This is a genomic window from Parabacteroides hominis (assembly GCF_014287585.1).
GTDB lineage: Bacteria > Bacteroidota > Bacteroidia > Bacteroidales > Tannerellaceae > Parabacteroides > Parabacteroides hominis.
In genome coordinates this window covers 1-24,817 of the sequence record NZ_JACOOJ010000029.1, presented here as the reverse complement: position 1 = coordinate 24,817, position 24,817 = coordinate 1, and the positions used below count along the sequence as shown (strand labels likewise).

The 24,817-nt window shown below is 46.0% G+C and carries 18 protein-coding genes and 3 tRNA genes; 5 read left to right on the top strand and 16 right to left on the bottom strand.

Annotated features, from left to right (window positions below; translation table 11 throughout):
- Window positions 1–31: 31 nt before the first annotated feature.
- Window positions 32–667 (top strand): cyclodeaminase/cyclohydrolase family protein, encoded by a 636-nt coding sequence (locus H8S65_RS14695; RefSeq protein ID WP_186930655.1) that lies wholly within the window; start codon window positions 32–34, stop codon window positions 665–667.
- 27 nt (window positions 668–694) lie between these two features.
- Window positions 695–2,185, top strand: coding sequence for a histidine ammonia-lyase (hutH, locus tag H8S65_RS14690; RefSeq protein WP_186930654.1), 1,491 nt, complete (start codon window positions 695–697; stop codon window positions 2,183–2,185).
- A 132-nt stretch (window positions 2,186–2,317) separates the two neighbouring features.
- Here hutH and H8S65_RS14685 read toward each other — a convergent pair whose 3' ends face one another.
- From H8S65_RS14685 to H8S65_RS14665, 5 genes are all read right to left on the bottom strand, one after another.
- Entirely contained in the window at window positions 2,318–3,427 is a 1,110-nt protein-coding gene (locus H8S65_RS14685) for an Mrp/NBP35 family ATP-binding protein (RefSeq protein WP_186930653.1), read from the bottom strand.
- Window positions 3,428–3,458: 31 nt separating this feature from the next.
- Entirely contained in the window at window positions 3,459–4,217 is a 759-nt protein-coding gene (gene trmB / locus H8S65_RS14680) for a tRNA (guanosine(46)-N7)-methyltransferase TrmB (RefSeq protein WP_186930652.1), read from the bottom strand.
- A gap of 605 nt (window positions 4,218–4,822) precedes the next feature.
- Window positions 4,823–4,896, bottom strand: a tRNA-Asn gene (locus H8S65_RS14675).
- Window positions 4,897–4,932: 36 nt separating this feature from the next.
- Window positions 4,933–5,006, bottom strand: a tRNA-Asn gene (locus tag H8S65_RS14670).
- 33 nt (window positions 5,007–5,039) lie between these two features.
- Window positions 5,040–5,116 (bottom strand) — tRNA-Asn (locus tag H8S65_RS14665).
- 108 nt (window positions 5,117–5,224) lie between these two features.
- Here H8S65_RS14665 and H8S65_RS14660 point away from each other — a divergent pair.
- Both H8S65_RS14660 and H8S65_RS14655 read left to right on the top strand, forming a co-directional pair.
- On the top strand, window positions 5,225–6,202 hold the full coding sequence (locus H8S65_RS14660; RefSeq protein ID WP_186930651.1) for an adenosine kinase: 978 nt from the start codon (window positions 5,225–5,227) through the stop codon (window positions 6,200–6,202).
- Between the two features lie 47 nt (window positions 6,203–6,249).
- Entirely contained in the window at window positions 6,250–7,950 is a 1,701-nt protein-coding gene (locus tag H8S65_RS14655) for a S41 family peptidase (protein ID WP_186930650.1), read from the top strand.
- 27 nt (window positions 7,951–7,977) lie between these two features.
- Here H8S65_RS14655 and H8S65_RS14650 read toward each other — a convergent pair whose 3' ends face one another.
- The gene (locus H8S65_RS14650; protein ID WP_186930649.1) at window positions 7,978–8,139 is read right to left on the bottom strand and encodes a hypothetical protein; all 162 of its coding nucleotides are present in this window, start codon (window positions 8,137–8,139) and stop codon (window positions 7,978–7,980) included.
- 939 nt (window positions 8,140–9,078) lie between these two features.
- Between H8S65_RS14650 and purU the strand changes: the two genes are divergently transcribed.
- Window positions 9,079–9,933, top strand: a complete 855-nt coding sequence (gene purU / locus H8S65_RS14645) for a formyltetrahydrofolate deformylase (RefSeq protein ID WP_186930648.1) — start codon at window positions 9,079–9,081, stop codon at window positions 9,931–9,933.
- Here the strand turns inward: purU and H8S65_RS14640 are convergent.
- The 10 genes from H8S65_RS14640 to H8S65_RS20945 all read right to left on the bottom strand — a co-directional run.
- On the bottom strand, window positions 9,926–11,053 hold the full coding sequence (locus tag H8S65_RS14640) for a metallophosphoesterase (RefSeq protein WP_186930647.1): 1,128 nt from the start codon (window positions 11,051–11,053) through the stop codon (window positions 9,926–9,928). The genes purU and H8S65_RS14640 overlap by 8 nt on opposite strands.
- Window positions 11,054–11,062: 9 nt before the next feature.
- On the bottom strand, window positions 11,063–12,154 hold the full coding sequence (locus tag H8S65_RS14635) for a metallophosphoesterase (protein WP_186930646.1): 1,092 nt from the start codon (window positions 12,152–12,154) through the stop codon (window positions 11,063–11,065).
- 35 nt (window positions 12,155–12,189) lie between these two features.
- On the bottom strand, window positions 12,190–13,083 hold the full coding sequence (locus H8S65_RS14630; RefSeq protein ID WP_186930645.1) for a Fic family protein: 894 nt from the start codon (window positions 13,081–13,083) through the stop codon (window positions 12,190–12,192).
- Between the two features lie 101 nt (window positions 13,084–13,184).
- Window positions 13,185–15,875 carry a glycoside hydrolase family 2 protein gene (locus H8S65_RS14625; protein ID WP_186930644.1) on the bottom strand — a complete coding sequence of 897 codons (2,691 nt, stop codon included), beginning with the start codon at window positions 15,873–15,875 and terminating at the stop codon, window positions 13,185–13,187.
- Between the two features lie 10 nt (window positions 15,876–15,885).
- Window positions 15,886–17,025 carry a beta-1,2-mannosidase gene (locus H8S65_RS14620; protein ID WP_186930643.1) on the bottom strand — a complete coding sequence of 380 codons (1,140 nt, stop codon included), beginning with the start codon at window positions 17,023–17,025 and terminating at the stop codon, window positions 15,886–15,888.
- A 62-nt stretch (window positions 17,026–17,087) separates the two neighbouring features.
- A complete protein-coding gene (locus H8S65_RS14615; RefSeq protein WP_255489236.1) occupies window positions 17,088–17,783 on the bottom strand; it encodes a DUF3823 domain-containing protein in 696 nt (231 codons plus the stop codon).
- A 22-nt stretch (window positions 17,784–17,805) separates the two neighbouring features.
- Window positions 17,806–19,653 carry a RagB/SusD family nutrient uptake outer membrane protein gene (locus H8S65_RS14610; RefSeq protein WP_186930642.1) on the bottom strand — a complete coding sequence of 616 codons (1,848 nt, stop codon included), beginning with the start codon at window positions 19,651–19,653 and terminating at the stop codon, window positions 17,806–17,808.
- 11 nt (window positions 19,654–19,664) lie between these two features.
- Window positions 19,665–23,048, bottom strand: coding sequence for a TonB-dependent receptor (locus H8S65_RS14605; RefSeq protein ID WP_186930641.1), 3,384 nt, complete (start codon window positions 23,046–23,048; stop codon window positions 19,665–19,667).
- A gap of 114 nt (window positions 23,049–23,162) precedes the next feature.
- Window positions 23,163–24,092, bottom strand: coding sequence for a FecR family protein (locus H8S65_RS14600; RefSeq protein WP_186930640.1), 930 nt, complete (start codon window positions 24,090–24,092; stop codon window positions 23,163–23,165).
- Window positions 24,093–24,467: 375 nt separating this feature from the next.
- Window positions 24,468–24,817: DUF6383 domain-containing protein (locus H8S65_RS20945; RefSeq protein ID WP_222616299.1), on the bottom strand; the 350-nt coding region annotated here is incomplete at its 5' end.

Genomic DNA, 24,817 nt, shown 5'->3' with positions numbered 1-24,817 from the left:
ACAAAATGTTTAATCTTAAAAAATAGACATTATGCTTGTAGATTTGACAATCAAAGGATTCCTTGCCGAAACGGCAGGTAGCGCCCCTGTTCCGGGGGGTGGAAGTATCTCGGCCTTGAACGGGGCTATTGCGACAGCACTTACCGAGATGGTGGCAAAACTGACGATCGGGAAAAAGAAATATGCCGACGTGGAAGGCCAGATGAGGACTATCGCAACGGAAGCGGCCATCATCCGTGAACGCCTGATCCGCGATATAGACCGCGACAGCGAAGCATACGATCGTGTGTTTGCAGCCTTCAAGCTCCCGAAGGACACGGAAGAAGAAAAGGCTGAACGCAGCCGGGTGATCCAGGATGCCACGAAAGAGGCGGCAATGGTCCCGATGCAAGTGGCCGAAGAGATTGCTTCGGTGATGGAGACGATTATCTATGTGGCGCACAAAGGAAACAGGAATGCCCTGACCGACGCTTGTGTGGCTATGATGGCAGCTCGTACCTGTGTGTTGGGAGCTTTGCTGAACGTCCGTATCAATCTTATGTCCATAAAGGATGAATCATTTGTCAAACGAATGTCGGACAAAGCCGATTTCCTCGAATCTGAAGCTATTCGGATAGAAAAGAAGTTACTGGACTGGGCGAGAGTACAACTGACAAAGGATAATTGACAATGGACAATTAAAAAAACGAAAGTTATGGGAAATGTACATTATGTGGGAGCGGAACCGCTGACGTTCGAACGTATCGAAGAGATACTGACCGGAAATATGAAGCTGGAACTGACCCCGGAAGTGAAGGAACGCATCCAGCGTTGCCGCGATTATCTGGACCGGAAGATCGAGACACAGAACGAGCCGCTTTACGGCATCACGACAGGCTTTGGTTCCTTGTGCAATAAGAATATCTCTCCGGACGAACTCAGCACCTTGCAGGAGAACTTAGTGAAGAGCCATGCCTGTAGCGTAGGCGATGAGGTGAGCCCGGTGATTGTCCGCTTGATGATGCTGTTGAAAGCGCATGCTTTGTCGTTAGGGCATAGCGGTGTACAGGTGATAACAGTGCAGCGTATCCTTGATTTCTTTAATAATGACGTGCTCCCGATCGTTTATGACCGGGGTTCGCTGGGTGCATCGGGCGATCTGGCTCCCCTGGCGAATCTTTTCCTTCCACTGATCGGGGTGGGGGATGTATATTATAAAGGAAAAAAGAGGGAGGCTATCAGTGTCCTGGACGAGTTTGCCTGGAAGCCGGTGCGCCTGATGAGCAAAGAGGGGTTGGCGTTGCTGAACGGTACGCAGTTTATGAGTGCAAACGGCGTGTTTGCCCTGATGCGCGCCTTTGCCGTGTCGAAGCGGGCGGACCTGATTGCCGCTTTGTCGCTCGAAGCCTTCGACGGGCGGATTGATCCTTTTATGGATTGTATCCAACAGATGCGCCCGCATCCCGGACAGATCGAGACGGGAGATGCTTTCCGCCGTATATTGGAGGGCAGCGAACTGATCAGCCGGAAGAAGGAACATGTGCAGGACCCGTATTCGTTCCGTTGCATCCCGCAGGTACACGGGGCGACCAAAGATGCGATCCGGTATGTCTCCGGCGTACTGCTTACCGAGATCAATTCGGTGACGGACAACCCGACGATCTTTCCCGACGAGGACAAGATCATCTCCGGTGGTAATTTCCACGGTCAGCCGTTGGCGATCTCATACGATTTCCTCGCGATTGCTTTGGCTGAGTTAGGTAATATTTCCGAACGGCGTGTGGCGCAGTTGATCATGGGGCTTCGGGGTTTGCCCGAATTCCTGGTGGCCAACCCCGGACTGAACTCCGGCTTTATGATCCCGCAGTATGCGGCCGCCAGCATGGTGAGTCAGAACAAGATGTATTGTTATGCCGCCAGCAGCGATTCGATCGTGTCCAGCAACGGGCAGGAAGATCATGTGAGTATGGGGGCCAATGCGGCGACGAAGCTCTTTAAGATTATGGACAACCTGGATCACATCCTGGCGATCGAGTTGATGAACGCGGCGCAAGGCATCGAGTTCCGTCGTCCGGCGCGTACTTCTCCTGTCTTGGAGAAATTCCTGAAAGCCTATCGCAAGGAGGTCCCCTTTATAGACGAAGACATCATCATGTATCCCGAAATCCATCGGACGGTCGCTTTCCTGAGGCGGTATGCTTTATAATAAGAAGATAGGATGTTTCCGATTTCTTGGTGATGTGCCAAAATTCATCTTTCTCTTTTGCCGGGGGATTAATTCCCCCCGGCAAGGGATTGATTTCTCTTTCTTTTTGACACATCCTCCTTCACTCTCTTATTACTTCTTGGTAACGACCACCCGTTTCGTCGGATCCAAATGTTCGTTACGGTAATCGATTTGGTTCACGACATTTTCGGCTAACTTCTGGAAAGCCTGGCCGGTGATGCTGTCCGGGTTGAGGGCGACCGGCTTCCCGCTGTCTCCGCCTTCGCAGATGCTTTGTACAATGGGGATCTGTCCTAACAGCGGGATATTCAGTTCTTCCGCCAGGCGTTTGCCTCCTTCTTTGCCGAACAGATAGTATTTGTTTTCCGGCAGCTCGGCAGGCGTGAACCAGGACATATTTTCGACCAGTCCCAATACCGGCACGTTGATCTTCTCGCCCATAAACATGCTGATCCCTTTGCGGGCATCTGCCAGCGCCACTTCCTGCGGCGTGCTGACAACGATGGCACCGGTGATAGCTAATGTCTGCACCATTGTCAGGTGGATATCGCTTGTTCCCGGTGGCAGGTCGATCAGGAAATAATCGAGGTCTCCCCAGTTGGCATCGCCGATCAACTGTTTCAGGGCATTGCTTGCCATAGCGCCACGCCAGAGAACGGCGTCTTCCTTATTGACAAAGAAACCGATGGACAGCAGTTTCACTCCGTAGTTGGCAGCCGGTTCGATCAGTTCGCGGTTACCCACCTCCACCATATAGGGACGGGCTTCTTCCACATTGAACATCTTAGGCTGCGAAGGACCGAAGATATCGGCATCCAGCAAACCGACCTTGTAACCTTGCAAAGCCAGTGCTACCGCCAAGTTGGCCGCTACCGTACTTTTGCCCACACCTCCCTTTCCGGAAGATACGGCGATGATATTTTTCACCTCCGGTAACAGCTTGTCCGGTTCGGGACGGGCTGACTGCTTGGCGTCTACCGTGATGTTGCCTTTGATTTCCACATCCTCGCCTACATAAGTAAGGATGGCTGTCTCGGCAGCTTTTACCACCGATTTGATAAACGGGTCGTTCGGCTTTTCGAAAAGGAGCGAGAAACTGACTTTGTTGCCGTCGATCCGGATGTTATCTTCTACCATGCCCATCGTCACAAGGTCTTTCCCTGTTCCCGGGTAACGCACCTTTGCCAGTGCATCCATGATTAGCTTTGGATAGAGTGTCATGATGTATGATTTATAATTTATGATTTATGAATTATTTGCCGGAAGCCAACGCGCTCCGTTTGCTGCGGTTGAAACTGCGATACGGGTCGTATTCGATTTCCACCTCCGGTTCGACCAGTTCTTCCCGTTCCTCACAAACAAACTTGATGTATTTGATGTTCAGCCCGCGGTCCAGCCACTGTTGTTCGTAATAGGTCTTGATAGAAAGAATGTCGTCCGTCAAACCTGAATGATACAGGTCGTCGTTGCTGAACAGTACGGGATAGCGGTTCGCTTTTACCATCTCGCAGGTGTAGGTGTACATAAAGTTGCTGTCTGTTTTCAGGTGTACGATGCCGTCTCCCGCCAGTATCTCGCGGTACATCTTCATGAAGCGGGTGGAGGTAAGGCGTTTGTTCACCTTCTTCATCTGCGGATCGGGGAAGGTGAGCCAGATCTCGGCCACCTCTCCGGCAGCGAAGAAACGGGCGATCAGTTCGATGCTGGTCCGGAGGAACGCAACGTTCGTCATGCCTGCCTCGAGCGATTCTTTCGCCCCTGTCCACATACGCGCTCCCTTGATATCGACCCCTATAAAGTTCTTGTCGGGAAACAGCTTTCCCAAACCTACCGTATATTCTCCTTTTCCGCAACCTAATTCAAGCACGATCGGATTGTCATTCTTAAAGAACTGTTCGTGCCAGTGCCCCTTCAGCTCGAATCCTTTCTCCTGAAGGGTTGCAAACGGATATTGGAATACATGGGGATAACCCGCCATGTCGTCAAACTTTGCTAATTTATTCTTTCCCATGGTGCAAAGGTAATATAATTACGCGTAAAAAAGGCTATACCCTGTCAGGCAAAAGGCTATAGCTTTTTGTCGGAAAGGCTATAGCTTGCAAACGGAAAAGCTATATCTTCTTTAGGCTTGAAACATGTTTTTGAAGTGTTGAAACATAGAAAAGGACACGAAAGGCCTGAAAAGGCGTATTATACACTTTTGACTGCAAAAAAGGATGTGCAGTTTGGCTATTTATTGATATATAGCTGTTTATGTTGAAATTCTCTTTGTTCTTTTGTTGTTTTATGCTGATTGGCATTGCAAGGCAATGTAAGGTGTATCGATGCGTTATCTCGTCTTAGGCAGGCTCTATGGATTATCCGTGTAGGATGCGATTCCGGATCAAGTCCGGGAAGAAAAATATAGACCGGCAGGTCTTTATTTATGATCCTTTTTCCCAAAAAACAATATAAGGCCTTTTCAGTCCTTTTGTGTCCTTTTGTTGATGCTATTTTGAATTTAATGCTTATATACAGTGATTTATCAAATGGCATCAGTCTGTCGGAGCTTGCAGTGCCGACCCTTTTGCGGACATAAAAAAAGAGACACTCTTGTGAAGTATCTCTCTCTTTTCGCTCTTCCTCTTGGACTTGAACCAAGGACCCTCTGATTAACAGTCAGATGCTCTAACCAACTGAGCTAAGGAAGAATATGTCTTTTTCAGTCTTTCCCGATGTCTCTTTCGCTCTTCCTCTTGGACTTGAACCAAGGACCCTCTGATTAACAGTCAGATGCTCTAACCAACTGAGCTAAGGAAGAATATGTCTTTTTCGGTCTTTCCCGATGTCTTTTTGGCTCTTCCTCTTGGACTTGAACCAAGGACCCTCTGATTAACAGTCAGATGCTCTAACCAACTGAGCTAAGGAAGAATTTATTTCTTTCAGTTTAGTACTTATTGTACCCCTTTCTGAAATTGCACTGCAAAAGTAGAGGTTCTTTTTGAAATATGCAATATCTTTGCGAAAAAAAATAGAAAAATGAATACAATTGGATTAGGAAACGCTTTGGTAGACGTTCTGCTGAGGCTTAAAAACGATGATGTACTGGCGGAAGTAGGCATACAGAAGGGTGCAATGGATATGATCAACCAAGAACAGATGGTTAAAATCCGCAAGTCGCAGGAAGGTCTTGAACGCAGCCAGGCGCCGGGTGGTTCGGTATGCAATACCATGCGTGCGATGGCTATTTTGGGGGCGAATGCCGGATTTATAGGCAAGATTGGTGCTGATTCCGTAGGCGAATATTATGAGGAAGCCTTGAAAAAAGCAAATGTCTCTCCCTATTTTGCCAAGACAGACGGCATTTCCGGTAGCTGTACGGTTCTGATTTCACCGGATGGCGAACGTACGATGGGTACGTTCCTCGGACCGGCCCCGACGATCACACCGGATGAAATTACGGAAGAGATGTTGTCTTCTTACCAATGTATTTATATAGAAGGTTATTTGTTGGTGAACGAAGAACTGGTCCGCACCACTATGCAGAAAGCGAAAAAGTTAGGGCTGAAGGTCGCCCTCGATCTTTCCAACTTCAATATAGTGAATGCTTTCCGCGGTTTGCTGGAAGATATTATTCCTGAATATGTAGACATCCTTTTCTCCAACGAAAGCGAAGCGGAAGCCTTTACCGGGCTGAAAGCGCATGAAGCGGTCAAAGTGCTTTCGGAGCAGGTGGAGATTTCTTTAGTCACTTTAGGCAAGGAAGGCGCCCTGGTTGGAAGCAAAGGACAAATCATCGCTGTTCCGGCTGAAGGCGGCAAACCGGTTGATACGACCGGGGCCGGAGACCATTTTGCCGCCGGATTCCTGTACGGTCAGTCGGTCGGTGCAACATTGGAGCAGTCGGCCCGTATAGGCTCGCTTTTGGCCGGCTACATAATTGATGTCATCGGGGCGCAGATACCGGATGATAAATGGGAACAAATAAAGTTAAAAGTAAATAGTATATTGGCCTGACAAGCGTTTATTATATACATTTACGTCGTTAATTAACTAAATATTCTATGTATAAACAACGAGAGAAAATAATAGCTCTTTTTAGTTTGCTGCTCCTGTTGGGAGGCGTGATCCCCGGACAGGCACAGAAAGACAACCGTTTCGAGGTCAGTAAAAACCTGGATATCTTTAACGCTCTGGTAAAAGAGGTGGAAATGTTTTACGTGGATTCGGTCGACGTCGAGAAAACGGTGCGCCGGGGGATCGATGCCATGTTAGGTGGCTTGGACCCTTATACCGAATACTACCCGGAGCAGGAAATGGATAAGCTGAAATTCATGACTACCGGCGAATATGGCGGTATCGGTTCTTATATACGCGAACGGAAAGAGGGCGGTGTCTATATTATCGAGCCGTTTGAAGGGATGCCGGCAGCTTTGGCCGGTTTGAAAGCGGGCGACCGCATTCTGGCGATCGACACGGTGGATGTGACCGACAAATCTTCGGATGAGGTGAGTGCCTTGCTGAAAGGCGTTCCCAATACGAAAATGGTATTGAAGATACAAAGCCCGTATGACAAAAAGCCGCGTGAAGTGGAACTGGTGCGCAAGCAGATTCTGGAAAACCAGGTTACCTACTATGGCGTGCGTGGTGATGGGGTAGGCTATATCTATTTGAAAGGGTTTACGGATAAGAGCGCACAGGAAGTTAAAAATGCGTTGGAGGATCTGAAAAAGAACCATCATATTAAATCGTTGATCCTGGATTTGCGTAACAATGGCGGCGGTTTGCTGGAAAGCGCCACGCAGATTGTCGGCATGTTCGTCCCGAAGGGAAAAGAGGTGGTTTCGACAAAAGGGAAGATCAGCCAGTGGGACCGCACCTACCGTACGCCCAACGAACCGCTCGATACGGTAATCCCGATGGCTGTCCTCATTAACGGAGGCTCTGCTTCTGCTGCCGAGATCGTTTCGGGGGCTTTACAGGATATGGACCGTGCCGTGTTGGTCGGACAGCGTTCTTTCGGAAAAGGGCTTGTGCAATCCCCCCGTGAACTTCCTTATAACGGAAGCGTGAAAGTGACGATGAGTAAATATTACATCCCCAGCGGACGTTGCATCCAGCAGATGGACTATTCGCACCGGAAAGCCGATGGAAGCGTCGGGGCTATTCCGGATAGCCTGACCTCTGTCTTCTATACAGACAAAGGGCGTCCCGTCCGGGATGGAGGCGGTATTACCCCTGATTTTAAAATAGAAGAGCCGGAAATGCCGACTATGATGTTCTATTTGGTGACTGATTTTGTCCTGACTGATTTTGTCGCACACTGGTCCCAGAAGCATAAGAAAATCGCTTCGCCTGAGGACTTCGAGGTGACGGACGAAGACTTTGAAGCTTTCAAGCAATATGCCAAAGAAAAGAACTTCACCTACGACCGGCAGAGTGAAAAACTATTGAAGAACCTGAAGGAGGTGGCTAAGTTTGAGGGGTACATGGATAATGACTCTACCATCTTCAACTCTTTGGAAGCCAAACTGACTCCGGACTTGGAACGGGATTTCGATCGTAACAAAGACCAGATCAAGAAACTGCTGACTTCCGAGATCATGAAACGCTATTATTTCCAGAAAGGCGAGTTGATAAACAGCCTGAAGGAAGATGAAGTTTTGGATAAGGCACTGGAAATTTTGAACGATTCCGAACTCTATAATAAAACACTCGGCACTCCTGAGAAAACAGAAACGCAGCAAACTGCCGAAAAGGCCTAAGTCTGATAATAGAGGAGGCGAACTTGCTTATCTGATAAAGAGCAAATCGGCCTCCTCTCTTCCATTCAGGCAAGCCTTGACGACACGGTGCGGAAATCCTTTGATAAGCGGGATTTTACCTTTGGTGGCAAGTTCGGTAATCTGTGCGGCATAGACCTCGATACCCTTGCGAAAAGCGGCTGTATCCATCCCGCCTCTTCAGGACTCACAGACAAATCCCCATTTACAGGTTCAGTTTTTCTTAGATTATCCTCTAAATACCCCCTGGTTGTTTTATTTAATCAGGGTTCACACTGTCCGGGAAACTCTGTAGATCAGCATGTTGCTGTGAACCCTGTGAATGCAAGATAAAAAAAGGCGGGATCGATCGATAGGATTGTCTGATCGTAAACCGGTTTCACAGCCTTCACAGCCTTCACAACAAATCGCTGGCCATTAGCCTTTTACCACCGTGAACCCTGTTTTTTAGTTTTGTCATATAAGGGATCTGATTGGTTCCTGTCCCATAAAATACAGGTTATAGGTTAAAAAATACAGCCTTTAGCCTGTCCGGGAAAAGCCTATAGGGTAGCAGGAAAAAGGCAGGCATCTATAGGGACAACTTCACATACGAGGTTTGAGTCTGATAGACGCAGATTAAAATAAATAAACAGGATTTTTTGACGCGGATTTCGCGGATAAGGCGAATTAAACACCTGATACATATTTCTTATCCGCGTTATTCGCGAAATCCGCGTCAAAATTATATTTGCGTCTATCAGACTCATCTTTTAGCAGATGTGAATCATAAATGGTGATTTATCTGTGAGCTAACAGACAAGGCTGCGCCTTATGTCGCAGGCTCTCTTTTGCCGTCTGCTGAAGCAGGCGGTTTAAAAGATTTAGAGGCAAAGCCTCTTCCTCTGTGGACTTTAGGCCCTTTTCATATTATTATATTTAAAGGGATTAAAACCCACAGAGGAACCGGCAAAGCCGGAACAATCATCTATCCGCCTGCTGAAGCAGACGGCAAAAGAGAGCCTTTCTTATTATGTGGCAGGGGAAACTTTTTGTCGTATTATATTTGTTTTTAATAATAATATGCTATTTTTGTCGCTCGATTTATTGACTAATGATAAAATAGCAACTATGACAACAGCAAAACTGTTATTGCATTGTCCCGATACTCCGGGGATTTTAGCTGATGTGACGAACTTCATAACCGTAAATAAAGGGAATATTATATATCTCGATCAATATGTAGATCATGTCGAGAATATTTTCTTTATGCGGATCGAGTGGGAATTGAAAGACTTCTTCATTCCGAAAGAGAAGATTTATGAATATATCGATACGCTGTATGCACAAAAATACAGCATGAGTTTCCGGTTGTATTTCTCGGATGACAAGCCTCGTATGGCTATTTTTGTGTCTAAGATGTCGCATTGCCTGTTTGACATGCTGGCGCGTTATACGGCAGGAGAGTGGAATGTTGAAATACCTTTGATTATTAGCAATCATCCGGATCTGAAACATGTGGCGGATCGTTTCAGTATTCCTTTCTGTCTTTTCCCGGTTACGAAAGAGACGAAAGCGGAGCAGGAGGCAAAAGAGTTGGAATTACTTGCCGAACATAAGGTGAACTTTATTGTCCTGGCACGTTATATGCAGGTTATTTCCGAAAAGATGATCGAAGCCTATCCGAATCGTATTATCAATATCCATCATTCTTTCCTGCCGGCATTTGTTGGTGCGAAACCTTATCATGCCGCTTTTGAACGGGGTGTTAAGATCATTGGCGCCACCAGCCATTATGTAACGACCGAACTGGATGCCGGACCGATTATCGAACAGGATGTTGTCCGCATCACCCATAAAGATACGATTACCGATCTTGTCAATAAAGGGAAAGATCTGGAAAAGATAGTCCTCTCCCGTGCCGTTCAGAAACATATTGAACGGAAGATTCTGGCCTATAAGAATAAAACCGTGATATTTAGTTGACAAACTTGATATGTAGCACGACCATTTCCGAGACAGTACCGACCCGGTAAGGTGGCCCGGCTATCCCGATACCGGAAGATATATAGAACTGTGTCGGCCCTTTCTTATGGTAGCCGTACGGACATTCATAGATCAGTTTCATTAAAAGAGGGTAGGGCCATAGCTGTCCGTTATGGGTATGCCCGTGGAGTCCGAGGTCCACACCGTTCATTGTCATTTCGGCGAACGACCAGGGCTGATGATCCAATACGATGATCGGCTTGGTCGTGTCTATGCCTGCCATAAGTGCATGTAACGGCTTTCTTTTCTTGTTGATATGGTCGTCCCGTCCGATCAGGTAGAATGAAGAGTCCGGGCTTGCAACGGAATCGATCAGAAGGGTTGCCCCTGTTTTCTTCAGCCAGCGGTATTTGGCTATGCGGTTGGCACGATACTCGTGGTTGCCGTAAACCACATATACGCCTAACGGGGCTTTCAGTTGCTTCAAATCCTCTTCGATATGGGCTTTTTCGGCAAAGCGGGATTCATAATCCATGATATCGCCTACCAGGACAACCATGTCGGGATGTTGTTCGTTGCTCATCTTCACGTATCGCTGTACCAGTTCCTTGCCGATCACTTCCCCGATATGGAGATCGCTCATCATGACAATCGTCATGCTGTCACGGTCGCTGCTCCCTTTGGGTAGGGTGACATATACATCTTTGACAACCGGACGGGTGACAACATGATAAGCATGGAACATCAAGCCGGTGACGATTGCTATGATCAAAAAGAATAAAGTAAGTTTCGTTTGCCTCCAATGCCTTGTTATCCAACCGGGAAACCAATGGAAACAACGGTTGCTGAGCCGGAGCGCTTCCAGAGCCAACAGGGAGAGCGTGATATAAATAGAAGCGATATACCAGGTATTGCAAATATACTGGATGGCAATCATAACGGGGTCCGGCAGCACATTGCGGAATGTAAAGCCGAAGAAGAAGAGTGATAATTCAAGGATAAAAAACAAGACATAGGGAATCCTCCAGCTCTTTTTTGGGGGAATTGCCTGATACCCTCGCCAGAAGATATAAGGATTCAGTAATATCTGTGCAACTATCGATTGAATAAAAACTCTCATGTCTGCAAACTATTTACAGGTAATGTTGAATACGACAAGTTCGCTGTCTGTCCCGATCCTGAAAGGCGGTCCCCAGAGCGACAGTCCGGAGGATACATACACATGGCTGTTTCCCCACTTGCGGTAACCGTAACTTTGTTCGAACATACGGTCGGTAATAAGGCTGATCGGCCATACCTGTCCGCGATGCGTATGACCGCTGAACTGAAGGTCGATGCCTGCATTTTCCGTTTCCGGCAAATTGTACGGTTGATGATCCAGAAGAATAACAGGTTTTGACGGATCAATGTTTTTCACCAGTTCTTGCAGGGATAACCGGTCTTTGTTGCTGCGGTCGTCCCGTCCGACTATTTGTATGCCGCCCGGCAATGTAACGACTTCATCCCGCAGCAGGTGGATCGGAGTTTCGTTTATGAATTGCATGCTCTTCCGTATGCCGCTGATATATTCATGATTTCCCGGAACCATGTAGATTCCTAAAGGAGCTTTCAACTCTGCTAACTCCTCCATCATCTTTTCTTCATAGAGGGGAACTACGCTGTTGTCGATCAGGTCGCCGCCGATCAGGATCAGATCCGGTTTCTGTGCGTTGATCATCTCGACATATTGTTTAAGTTCTTCTTTGTCTGTCCCGTACCCTAAATGAATATCGCTGACGGAAACGACTTTCAATGGTTGTTCATTATGAACCGCCGGCTTGTTGATAACTATGTTGATAACTTCTGTTTTCGGATGTTGGTAATTGTAATACCCGTAGCTTAACAGGCTAAGTGTCAGGAATAAGGATATATAGAACCCATATTTGCACTGGAAGTTGAAAAGTCGGAACAAGTCGAATACGACCAGGCACATTACCATATAAAGTGTGAAAACCAGCCAACCCGTCCCTATTTCGTGGGCCGTATGTGCCAGGACAACCGGCAATTTTGTATTCCGGGCCAGGAAACTACCGATAAACGACAAGGCTCCGCACCAAAACAGTACGGCTAATAAAACTTTAACGCCAAAGGGCTGAGCTACCAAAGCCTGTGCCCCTCTCCTGAATATATAAATGTTCCCAGCAAGGTAAATACTAATGAGGACAACGAAAAATGTCGGCATAGTTGTAAATTTTCGGCAAAAGTACGGAAACAATTTCAGTTATTCTTGTATTTGATTCGGAATTTGTCAAGCAAGAATTTGAAATTGTCCTGTGCTGTCAGGCAGGTATCCGTTAGATAACCTTTAATGTGTGGCCAGTTGCGTAAGCCATTGTAGTAGAAAATCTTCAAATCATCGGTTATGATAAACGGTACATAGTTATTCCGAAGGCATTCACGAAACATAATCAACCGCCCTACGCGTCCGTTGCCGTCTTGAAACGGATGGATGGTCTCGAAGCGTTGATGGAAATCCAGGATATCTTCAAATGTCGGATTCTTTTTATTGTTATATTCTTTCAGCAATGCTTTCATTTCTTTATGGACGTTTTCCGGCGTTGTAGTGTCGTTGCCACCTACTTCATTGGGTAACTTCTTATAGTTTCCGACCCGGAACCAATCTTTCCGTTCATCGGATGTCCCGGACTTTAATATAAGATGAAGCTGCTTGATATAAGTTTCGGTGAGTTTGCCGTCAGTCTCTTTGATAATGTAATCTATGGCACGAAAATGATTAGCGGTTTCGATAATATCATCCACATTAACCGCTTTGTCAGTCACCCCGATCGTATTTGTTTCAAAAATATATCGTGTTTGATCGTGTGTCAGACGACTTCCTTCGATGTGGTTGGAGTTATAGGTAAGGTCGATCTGCACGCGATGGTATATGCCCCCTTTTACTTGACTATCTTTCTGCTCGCGCAACACTTTAAGCAGAGGTGACACTGATTCTGTTTTCTTACGTTTGGGCAATGTAGCATCAATCGGGATATTCCACGTCTTGCCGACAAGAAAAGCTTCGCTGATTTTACCTTGTGCGCAATAGTTTCGGGCTGTCCGCTCCGAAACACCATGTCTGTTGGCCCAGTCTTTTACTGATATATATTCCATACTATCGGCAAGTTTTAAGTGTTATATATGAAACAAAGATAGCGTTTTTTGCCGATACCGGCAAAAAAACGCTATCTGTATAGTTGTTTATCGTTATGATGTTATAATTTGAAATTGTTCGATTTGATATTCCAACCTTTCACAACGAATGTAGGTTCGGATGGCATATCGCTTGCGGCCGTTTCTATGATAACAGTTTTACTTTCTCCCGGTAAGAGCGAGAAGAAGTTGTCTGTGTAGAAACTGGGGCGCACGGGCTTTTTATCCTGATCGAGCAATTGAAGCTGGGTGAAAAATGCTATAGTTGAAGACGGATTCTTTATTTCAGCTTTAATGAAATGCCGGTCACCTTCCTGATAAGCTTTGTAGCGAGTCTTCAGTTGCACCTGTTTCAATTTGGACAGATCTTCGAAGCCGGATGAGGTCGGGCCTGTCAAGGTCTTGCGACCTTCATATTTATCGTTGGAACGCCAGTAGAATGTATTGGCGACCTCTTTCCCTTTCGTATCGAACAGGCGTAGTTTTATAAAATGAACCTGCGTGATGTTCCGGGGAAAATCGATTGTGAAGATATCGTTTACGACGCCATCTTCCGGGATATCGATCTTCTGGCTTTTGCTCCATACCTTTTTGCTGTTCAAATCGTACACTTCGGCAGCTACTTTATAGTCCTTGAATGCCTGATAGTAGTCATTATAAACGGAAACCGTATTTTTCAGGTAATCAAACTGTGCGTGAAGCGGCTCCAATGCGTTCTGAGTATGGTATAAAGAGGCTGTCGGTTCCAGGGAATAATCCCACATGCGGGCGCAAACCTGACTTACGGGGCAGTTGTGATACCAGAACAATAGTCCCGAAGCATAGCGGTCTCCATAACCGAATTTGTTATAATTCCATACTTCCCAGATTGATTTGGAGTTCATCGCACCGACTGCCTGACCTTTCGTGGCAAACTCTTCGATGGATGAGGAAGGGCCATAATGGTTGGTAAGGTCCGTGTACATGGTTGACATCAGATGGAATCCTCCGCCATCATGATAATCCCATACTTCTTTATTGATCGGCCAGAGGTCTTTCTCATCCATTACTTCGCGGAGAGTTTCGACTGTCGGGATAGTGGGCGAACCGTATTCCGGGTTGAAGCCATCGACACGGCTACCGCGTTCGGATGCCGTATTTTCGTAATGTTGCATCGGGTTTACCTGTTTGTAAGGGCTGCCGTCGTGTACGCCGTCACATTCCGACTGCATCTGGTAACCGCGTGTCCCGTCCAGTTTCATGATCAGGTCTTTTGCTCCCGGCATTTCTGTGCTCTCGTTGGAAGAAACATAGTAGGCCAGTGAAGGATGGTTACGCAGGCGTTTTACCGTAGCCTCTACATTACTCAGGTATAAATCACCATCTTGCGGATGTTTGGTGTCGCCGGTCATCCAGAATTCCTGCCATACGAGAAGTCCCATTTCATCGCAAAGCTGGAAGAAATAGTCTGATTCGGCAATGCCGCCGCCCCACATGCGGACAAGGTTGATACCGGATTGCTTGGTGTATCGCAATTCCGCATACGTGCGTTCGTCGGAGGTACGGAGCATCCCTTCCGGAATCCAGTTGGTTCCCCGGATGAACAGTTTCTTGCCGTTTACGTAGAACTGGCGGGATTTGTCCGGTGTATTCTGGTCGGAAGTAATTTCGCGGATACCGAAACGGGTTTTTGTTTCGTCGGAAACCTTGCCGTCGACGGTTACGGTCAACTTGAGTTCGTACAGTTCAGGTTTCCCTTTGAAAAGCGGCCACCACAGGCGCGGGTTCTTAATCGTGAGCTGCGGGAACTCTTCCGGTGTAAAACAAATTTCCTTTGTTTCCCCTCTGAACAAATCCAGGTCTTTGCTGAATGTTATATCCTCGCCGACGATTTCCCCTTTGACCGTACATTTGACGCTCCGTTGTGTCGGGTTCGTCACTTCTACGCTGACAGTCTCTTTTGCCAAGTCGTAGTTTGGTTTGGAAAGTTCGGATTTGATGAACGGATGGCGGATAACCGCTTTGTCCGTAGCATAGAGGCTGATGTTTTTCCAGATACCGGTATTCCGGTCGCGGATACCGTCATTGAAAGTAAAATCCCAACCGACACTCATCAACATGGTTGTGTTCAGTCCGATGTTACCGTCTCCACCATTGTGAAACTCGCCGGCGGCTCCCCATTGCTTCGGCTTGATGGTTCCTGCCATATCAACAGGATATACTTTGATCGCCAGGGCATTTTTCTGGCCGATACGGGCGAAATCCGTGATATTGATATACTCCGGTTTGAACATGCCGGACATATTGCCAAGCAGATAACCGTTCACCCATATCTCGGCACGGTAGTTGATACCGTCTACCTGGAGCCAGACGATTTTGTCTTTATAGTTTTCCGGCACGTCGAATTCCGTCCGGAACCAGTAGGTATAAAAATCGCGTCCTACTTTAGCAAGGTCCGGGATAATATTCTTGTCCAGTTTGTTGTTCATCCCGTAATAGGGTTCGGGATAAACCTCGTTGTGTACCAGTGAGTTCAGAACCGTACCCGGAACGATTGCCGGCATCCATTGTCCGGTTTGGTAGCCCGGCTGTGAGATTTTCTCCGCAGGGTCTTTTGCGTCTCCCGCTTTGTACATCTGCCAAGTGAAGTTCCCGTTGTGTCCGTCTTTCGAATCCAGATATATTTTATCCGGATTCCGGTAGTTGTTAGGTGTCTGCGCTTGCATAAAGCTGGCAGACAAGAATAAAAATATTCCAGTGATAATGTTTTTCATACTTTATTTTTTAATTAGGAATCGGATCTCCGGGTGTTTTCTTTGCAGGATCATAAACTGCTACGCCCAACTGGGAATCTGCGCATCCGTAATAGAGATACCATTTGTTTTTGAAAAAGACCAAACCTTCGATAAAGACGGTTCCGTCGACATACTGTCCGCTCTTTTCGAATGAAGCCATCGGGCGGAAGAAAGGAACGTCCAGGCGTTGCAGAACCTTCATCGGCTCCTTCGGGTCGGTCAGAAGTTGTCCGGCGCAGTAAGCTCCGGCAGTGAAACGCTTGTCACGTTTGCTGTCGTTTGTCTGGTTTTTGCCATTATAAAGCAAGACGATACCTTTGTCTGTCAGGATAGCGGGAGGACCGCACTCTGTCAAGGCACTGTCGAAGTATTGGGGACGAGGTTTGATGACAGTTGCCAGTTCGTTTTTCTCGTCCAATATAGGTGTCCAGTTGACCAAGTCGTCGGAGGTTGCTGCATAGACCGCATGTTCTCCCCAATACATGAAGTATTTTCCACCGATTTTCGTCAGCACTTGTTTTCCGTCTTTGATCATTGTCACCATAGAGCCGGATTTGCAGAAGATGTCTTTGAAGCGTCCGTTGTAGGCTTTCGCGAAAGCAGGGCCGTGTTTCTCCCATTTGACGAGGTCTCGTGAGGTGGCGATGCAGAGGCGTGCCACTTTCCGGTTCCAGGAAGTGTAGGCCATGACATACAGACCGTCTTCCGTCATTGTCACGCGCGGGTCTTCGCAACCTCCCGGCCATTCGTATTCCTTCATGTTGTCTTTATCCGGGTACATGACGGGAGTATTCCGGCGCTTCATGTGGATGCCGTCTTCGGATTCTGCTAATCCGATACGCGAAGTACGTTTACCGATTCCTGTTGCAGAATTGTCCTCAGCCCGGTAAAGGACATAGATTTTACCGTCTTTTACGGTTGCTGCCGGGTTGAACACATCGCTTTCTTCCCATCCGATTGTTTTACCCTGCATGGGACAGTCGAATTGGCTGGATGGGTTGGGGGTAATGATCGGATTGACTTTTTCCGGCCTGACAAAGCCGCCTAAAGCCCAGTCCGGTAATACATTTTGGCTATACCCGAATAGAGGTAGAGTTGCCAGGCTGATGAGTAAGATACTTTTTTTCATGCTCTAAAGAATAAAAAAGGCACAGATACCCAAACAAAAAGGATATCTGTGCCAAAGGTTATTTATTGTACAATCGTTTCAATAATGGTACTGTAGTTGACCGCGCCTTCTGTTTTGGCTCCGACACGTACATATATTTTATTGCCATTTCCTTGTATTTTGTACAGATTGTCCTGATAGGTTTTATCGTTTTCCAGATCGAAAACGATCGTTCCTTCCTGCTCCTTAACGGTTTGCTTGCCTGCTTGGTTGGCATTTCCATTATCAACACCCGGAGCAAAATTCCAGTAGCCGTACACTTCCGATACCTTGAAATTGTTGCTTGTCGGAGTTACCTTATATGTAATGGTAATTTTCTTTCCTGTAACCTGGGCCGAAGCGTTGATTCTTGCATAAGGAGTTGCTTTCAGATCCAATGTAGTCTGTCCGTTTACGGTTACAAATTCTTCGCAAGGAGAAACAAACGGACCGTTTACAACGATCTTGTAATCGCAATTGAACAACTTCGCATTTTCGTATGAACCATCCATCTTTGCATAAAAATCGACCGATTGCGTTGCATCCGTGTTCTGTTCGAACATATTGATAATAACACCGGTAGATCCCTGAACTGGCAGAGGAATCGGTTCATTCGTTTCTGCATCTAAGATTTGTCCTTTGATACCTCCGTCGGGAGATTCATAATTATCCAGATCGCTCAAACAACTTGTGAAGCATAATGAGCAAACGGCCATTAATAATAAACTTATCTTTTTCATATCAAATTTCTAAATTAGGTGATTAATTGGTATAACCTGGGTTCTGAATGAGATTCGGATTTGAATTCATATCTGTCTGGTTGATCTTTGTATAATAGTTCTTTTCCAGGAAAATACGTTTCTGTTTCGGAGGATTGGAACCTCTTTCGAATACATATTTACCATCACGAATATCATACCACGGATACAATGCCGTCCCTCTGAATCCATTCAAACCGCCTTGTGCAACATCTAAGTGAGCAATTCTCCAACGTTTCATATCCCAGAAACGATGGCCTTCGAATGCTAATTCCACTCTGCGTTCGTGACGGACCTTTTCCATATTGATGCTTGGCAATAAGGCGATTCCGGCACGCTCGCGAATCTTGTTGACAGCATCCAATGCTTCGGAAGATTTGTTCAACTCCATCGCAGCTTCCGCCAAATTTAGATAAATTTCTCCTAAACGGAAAACAGGCCACGGAGTTTCTGACTTACCCATATTCATATCGGTCAATGTCTCGTCCCAGAATTTCTTCTGATAGAAGCCTGTCTTGGAAGCATCGCCGGCATCGGCTCCGCCATCTTTTCCGGAAGTGCTGTAGGTGACTCCATTGATTTCTACCGTATTACCCCCATCCGGCTGACTTGTTGCCATATATTTTTCGTTATCTGAAACGATAATACCTCTTTTCCATTCGATCTTTGTGCTCTGGCAAGGAGACCCCGGCAGATAAACGGAAGCGAACAGGCGCGGGTCTTTATTGGCAAATACTTCATAAGGATCGTCGAAACGAAGCGGTTTACCGTTTTCTTCCAGTTTCAAAGTGCCTTCTGAACCGTCTATATATTCGTATGCTTCCACTATTTCCAAAGTAGGGGCGATACCGCATCCCCAACCTCCGGCACGATAAGAGAACGGGGCGTTACGTTTGTCCCAGTCATGTCCTTTACCTCCGGCAACGTTGTATTGCTTCTGGAAAATATATTCTCCGTTATCACCGTTGCCTTTTAGGAACATTTCGCAATAGTTTTGTTCTTTGTCGTCGGCTTTCTTGTTATACAAACTGAAAAGGCCGGAAGATATAATCGCTTTGGATGCGTCATAAGAGGTCTGGAAAAAACGATCGGCTTCTGTAGCCGGTATTCCGACAAGGCCGTCTAACTGGACATTTCCGTAACGGGCAATAGAGCCGGCATACAAGGCTGCCCGCGAGCATAACGCCAATGCAACATATTTGCTTGCCCGGTATTTGGCATCCGCATTTCTCGTATCCGGAAGATCCTGTGCTGCCTCCTGGCATTCTTTTACGATAAAATCATAAATTTCGACTTCTTTGTTACGGGGAACCATCAAGGCTTCCAGGTTGTTGGGATCATATTGTTGCGGTTCGTCGATAAGAGGCACGCCGCCATAACGTTTCACTAAAGTGAAGTAGTGCATGGCGCGCAGGAAACGGGATTCCGCCAATAGCAATTTCTTTTCAGAATCGGATAAGGCTGTAGCTTCCTGCAACTGGCTGATGAAATCGTTGCAGTTCCGTATATTCTTGTAACGGTCCGAGAACTTCTGTTCGAACAAGGCGTCTTCATACGTGTATGTGGCATTTCCGTTATCGAAAAGAGGGTCTTTCTGGAAGGAACCTTGTGCTTCGTCAGACATGGAAGAGGCATTTTGCAAACGCCATGCGTCGCGATACCAGTAATTGAAATCTTCCAGGTTCAGGCCGTCATATAAATTAACCATTACGCCGTTGATCAATTTAGCGTCCTGCCAAACTTGTTCGGGAGTTATGATGTCGAAAGATTCTTTCTCAAGATAGTCAGCGCAGGCTGTCGTACCTAACAAAAGCAATCCACATCCGATATTTTTTATAATTGTTGTCTTCATCGTTTCTTATTTTAGAATGTTAGATTAACACCGAAGTTAAATGTTTTCATTTGTGGATAGTAACGGAACATGCCGTCTTTGTTCTCCGGGTCCATATATTTCATGATACCTTCGCGGCTGGTAATCGTAGCTGTGTTGAAGCTGTTTACATATACGCGCAGGTTCTCGATACCGGCTCTTTGCATCCATTTTTTAGGGAATGTGTATCCTAATTCGATGGTTTTCAGACGTAAATAGTTGGCCTTTTGTCTTGTCCAGGTATTTGTGCCTGAATTGGCAGAGAAACCAGTCGGACGGAGTGCCGGCATATATCCGGGTATCCATTCGCTACTCATGTCAGAGGGATCTTCACGATGCCAACGATCCAGGTTTAGGGTAATACCATTACCTAATCCTTGTTGGATAAATGGTGCCATGAAGTCTCCGGTTGTAAATACTTCATGTCCGGCAGCCCCTTGGAAGAAGACGGTCAGGTCAAATCCTTTATATTCTCCGTAAAGGTTCAAGCCATAATACAGACGTGGCGTATTTCCATGTCCGATCGGCTGGTCGTCCTTTCCGTCGATAATACCGTCATTGTTCCAGTCCTGAAATTTCAAGTCGCCCGGCATCAATGATTTGTTACCGTTGTTATCCTGGATCGGTGAGTTGAGAATTTCTTCGTAGCTCTGGAACTGTCCGATACAGACTTTACCCCACTGGATATCTTTATAACGATCATTGCTGTTGTTTCTCCAGTCGTCGTACATATTGGCTGAAGCTGCACGTTCAATATGTTCATTGTAGATACGGGTAGTAGAGAAGTTTCCTTTTACATCATAAGTGAAGTCTCCTATTTTATGACGATGTCCGACAACGATTTCGAATCCCTGGTTTCTGTCGGAGTTCAGGTTCTCTACCGGAAGTTCCTGGCCGAATGTCGTCGGTAATGTCAGCTGGCGCTTTGTCAGCAGGCCACTTCTTTTACGGACGAAGTAATCGAATTCGACATTGATTAAACCTGATAATATGGATGCTTCGAATCCGACATTGGTTGTTTTGGATTCATACCAAGTCAGAGCCAAGTTTGGCATACCTCTGTCTTTAGCTCCGTTCGTAAGGCCGCCTGTTCCTAAAACATAACTTCCCGAAGGATACCGGTAACCTTGTAAATATTGATAGGCTCTGTATTTGCCATCCTTTTCGTCATCATCGCTATAACCGGTTACACCTTCATCTCCCACTTTCCCGAAAGAACCTCTGATCTTGAAGTTGTCGACCATAGGTAACGCTTCTTTGAAGAATGCTTCTTCGGAAACACGCCAACCCAAAGATACGGCAGGGAAGAATCCCCAACGATTGTCCGGTGCAAATTTGTAGGAACCGTCGTAACGGAAGCTGAGTTCTGCCAAGTATTTGTTGTCGTATGCGTAATTGACACGTCCGACCAAACCAGCATGAGCGGAAACACGTGCTGTTCCACCGTTGTCCATGTTTGTCTTGTCTCCTGCATCTATCTGATCGAGTGCTCCGACTGTAAACTGGCGGTATGCTTTCAGGATATCGGTACGGTCATTATAGAATTCCCACAAAACCAATGCTCCGATATCATGTTTGCCGAATGTATTCTTATAGTTCAGGGAGATTTGTCCGTTCGGCCTGAAATAGTTGTCATTCTGAGTTGTTAACTCTGAAATGGTATGGCTTCCGGAAGCATTATAAACGTCATTAACAGCATCATAGGTATATTCATAATATTCTTTATACCATTTTCTGCTGTATTTGTTATTATAGTCGTAAGAGAACAATGCCTTTGCGGATAAACCTTTCACCCAGGGCATTTCCCAGTTCAAACCGATCGACCCGTTAAACTCGCGACGGTCTCTTCTGTCGTATCCGACATTATCGATATCCGAAAGATGGACGGGGTTTCCTTTATCACCCGGATTTGACCAGTAGTCCGGATTGTCATTAGCATAAACCGGAAATACGGGTTTTGCCATCTGAATACTACGACTTAACGGTTCTGCTTCGTATGGTTTCATTCGAGTATCCAGACGACCGCTTAACTGTAAGTCTACGGTAAAGCCTTTGACGATTTCTGCACTGATATTGGAACGTACATTATATTTTTTATAATTGAACGCTTTGGATTTGTAGATACCTTCCTGGTCTGTCAAACCGAGCGAGAAGAAGTATTTTACTTTTTCCGCACCGCCCGATACGCTTAAATTGTGATAAGTGGCAGGAGCTGTTTTGCGAATGACTTCATCATACCAGTCTGTCGTCCCGATTCCTTGTTTGAAACGTTCCAGATCTTCAGCTGAATAGGGGGCTGTTATTCCGATATTTTGTTGGGCTTCGTTGTACAAAGTCGCATACTCGTATCCGTTGTAATATTCCGGATAACGGGTGATGTTTTGTATGCCGACATATCCGTTATAATTGATTTTCGGTTTGCCGACTTGTCCCTTTTTGGTTGTAACAAGGATAACACCATTTGCTCCTTTGAAACCGTAAACGGCAGCGGAAGCATCTTTCAAGATACTGATCGATTCTATATCGTTGGCGTCGATTTGTTTGAAATCACGTTCCACGCCATCGACAATGACTAAAGCATCACCATAACCACGAATATCGATGCTTGCATCATCATCACCCGGAGCACCGCTTCTCTGTACGGCACGCAACCCTGGCAATTTGCCGGCCAGCGCATTACTGACATTCGGTGTTTTGACAGTGGCAATGTCCTTGGCTTGAAGTGAAGCGACCGATCCTGTTACGGATGCACGTTTCTGGACACCGTAACCGACAACGACCACTTCATCTAATGCTTGTGAGTCTTCGGCCAATTTGACCTGGATGTTTGTCTTGTTGTTTACCGGCATCTCCTGGTCTTTGTAGCCGATATACGAAATAACAAGTACGGCGTTAGGTGCTACATTTAATGTGAAATTACCGTCCATATCGGTAATCGTACCGTTTGTCGTTCCTTTTTCTACAACATTAGCGCCGGCAATAGGGCCTAATGCATCTTCTACCACACCTTTCACTGTGTGTGTGGCTTGTTGTGGGCCGCCTGTTGCTCCTGTCGGTGAAAGAACGATGTAAGAACCTTCGATTTTGAAGGACACATTGTTGTCGAACAGGTTTTGCAATACTTCCTGCAAAGAAGTATTTTCGGCATTCACTGAGACTTTTTGGTTAACATTTACGTTCTTGTTGTAAATGAACAGTAAATTCGTTTGGTTTTCAATGTCGTTCAGGATATTTTCCAGCCGGACATTGTTTTTGTTAAGTGTGATGCGTATGCTCTGTGAACTTACCGTTTCTGCTTGTGCACACATGGCACAGGAAAGGAAGAACAGAGATGTCATCTTTAAAATACGAGATACACAAATTTTTCTTTTCTTCATGTTTGTGATAGATTTAAAGAATGATATTAGATTGAAACTTCATTTTTTTTACATTGGACATAATTTGCCCGTCATTTTAATTATCTCCTCCTCATAGGCTATCTGTTTAATTGATTATCGAATGCGAATTTCAGTTCCGCTCTCCCGCTCGAAGGTGAAGTGAGCATCTTGTTGTAAAGCTCTCAGCACCTGTTCAATCCCGTCGGATATACGGAACTTCCCACTACAGGCATAATTGTCGAGCGTATGATTGTCGATAATTATCCGGATACCGAAATTCTTTTCGAGTTTCTTCATCAGATCCTTGAAAGTGATATCCTTGAAAGTGATGAGCCCCTCTTTCCAACTGTATGGATTGAAATCGGTGATGGGAGTGACCGTCAGCTTTCCGTTGTTGAGGCTGACGGTATTATTGGGTTCTAACACAACTGATTCGTCAGGCTGTGACCTGTCGGTGACTTTTACGCTCCCCTGTATGAGGGCTGTGGAAAATTCATTTTCGTTATAGGCCTCCACATTAAACTGTGTTCCTAAAACTTCCACTTCGCAACGGCCTGTATTGACAATAAACTTTTTGTTTTTATTCTTGGCGACATCGAAAAATGCTTCTCCTTTTAAACGGACTTCCCTTGTGTCCCCGTTAAACGAAACCGGGTAAGAAAATTCCGACCGGGCGTTCAGCCAGATATGGGTCCCGTCTGCCAGCGTTACTTCAACCCGCTGTCCGGCAGGAACTTTAATGGTATTGAAAGCTATTTCAGGCTGGATGTTTTTATCGGTGAATGCCGGAACGTTATACAATAAGAATAGGGCGATAACAGCAGCAGCGGCAGCACCTCCGATCCATTTCCAGAGTGGTACGGACTGTTTGCGGACATGCTTCTCTTTTTGAAAACTATTTAATTGGAGCGCGTCAAACAGGGCACGTTCATGATAGAATGTTTCCCTGTTCGCTTTATCGGCATTTACCCATTGACGGATCTGAGTCAGCTCGTTGTCTGTAGCCTCTCCGTTAAACATTTTATGTAGTAGCCTCTGTTCCATTTTTTCCTGTTTCTATATTAAGGGCGAACGGGAGCGAAAATACCCTAAAAGAAAAATGAACTTTTTTCGGATTTGAATCAGTCAAGGTGCATTTAGGTTCAAATCTTAAAACAACGAAGCCCCGAAGATGTCGATCACCTCCGGGGCTTGTTTTCTGTATGCTTTCGTCCTTCACAGGGCTACAGGCTACATTGAACTTTTAATTTCAATATACTTTAGTATTATTAATATTAAATCTGACCGCCTGTTCGCCTGTCGCAGGGTAATTGCCGTTTTCGCGGCACACGGCCAAACACTTTAGAATTATTTGATTATAAAATATCTTTCTTTTGCCGGGGGATCAATCCCCCGGCAAGGGAAATTTGTGTGTTTCTTTTATTTTACAATTGCTTTGACAGCTTCTTCGCCTTCGACAGCTACAACGACTACACCCTGGGGAGCAGCGATTACAGCGTTGTCGGAAGTAAGAACCGTGTTGGCAACTACCTGGCCTAAGATGTTGCTGATAACAACCTTCTTGCCGGCAGCGTTAGCGATGGTTACCTGGCCTTCGCCTGCGATAACGGCTACTTCAGCTGTTGCGATTGTTTCGTTGTCTGTAGCAACTACATCGTCTGCAGAAACTTCAAGAACGTTTACGACAACTGCATCTTCTTTCGGACCCATTGCCAATACACCGTTGATGTTGTGAACGTAGTTCTTTCCATTTGCATTCTGGCATACGA